The 1,129-nt window shown below is 38.3% G+C and carries 1 protein-coding gene; it reads left to right on the top strand.

The annotated features are described in order from the left end of the window. Positions 1 to 803: transposase (locus AB5Z01_RS13630; RefSeq protein WP_368365614.1), on the top strand; the 803-nt coding region annotated here is incomplete at its 5' end. Positions 804 to 1,129 lie beyond the last annotated feature (326 nt).

The raw sequence follows: 1,129 nt of genomic DNA on the forward strand, positions 1-1,129 counted from the left end.
GCTATTATACCGTTCTTACCAGTGATACAAACAACTCATCCGGCAAATCCACAGCCAAAGGATATATTTGGGCAGCACTGGCTAATCATCTAAAACTGGTACATTTCTTTTACGAAAACGGTTCACGTTCCAGAAAGATCCTGACCGGTTATCTCAGGGAAGACTACCGGGGAGCTATACAAAGTGACGGATTAGGAAATTACAAGATAATAGAAAAAGAGGCCTATCCGGATGCCATCCGCCTATCCTGTTTCCAACATTGCAAACGCAAGTTCCTGAATATAACAGGAAACAAGGATGCAGAAAAAATCGTACGAATCATCAATCGTCTTTACCAAAATGAACACCGCATTCCCCCGGACTGGACAGCCCGCCAGATACTGGACTATAGAAATAAATATGCTCCCCCTATCCTCAAAGAATTAAAAGAGGAACTGATAAATATAAAAAACAAAAAGTCGACTTTACCCAAAAGTGAATTAAGTAAGGCGATTAACTATACGTTAAACGAATATGATGCTTTATGCAATTATATCCGCAGTGCAGACTATGCTCCGGACAATAATGCGATTGAAAGACTAATGCGATATATTAGCTTAAGCCGCAGAAACTCCTTATTCTGTGGGAGTCATCAGGGGGCTAAAAGGACTGCACTGATCTACTCACTGGCTTGTTCGTGCAGGCTCAACAACATTAACTCATTTGAGTATTTTAAAGATTTGCTTACTAAGCTCATTGATATAAATCCCAATACAGATCACGAGACTATAAGAAATTTACTCCCCCATAAATGGCAAAGGTAGCATCGCGGAGACGATTACTTTACCCATGATAGTTATGATAGATGAATGATAGTTAAAAACAAGAACTATCATAGAATAACATACTGTTTTACAAGCACATAAACTCAATTATGATAGTATGATAGTTGTTTTGCAAAAAACTAAAAATCCATGCTTACAAAACTTTATTTTGCAGACTTTGGGAAATCTCCTACATTTGCACCATAAATCTGAAATAAAATATGATGCGCATTGATATACTGACCGTACTTCCCGAGATGATCGAAGGAATGGTAAACTGTTCCATTGTGAAACGGGCACAAGACAAAGGTTTGGCTGAAATACAT

It is taken from the genome of Ruminococcus sp. RTP21359st1_H3_RTP21359_211015 (assembly GCF_040909065.1).
GTDB lineage: Bacteria > Bacillota > Clostridia > Oscillospirales > Ruminococcaceae > Hominimerdicola > Hominimerdicola aceti.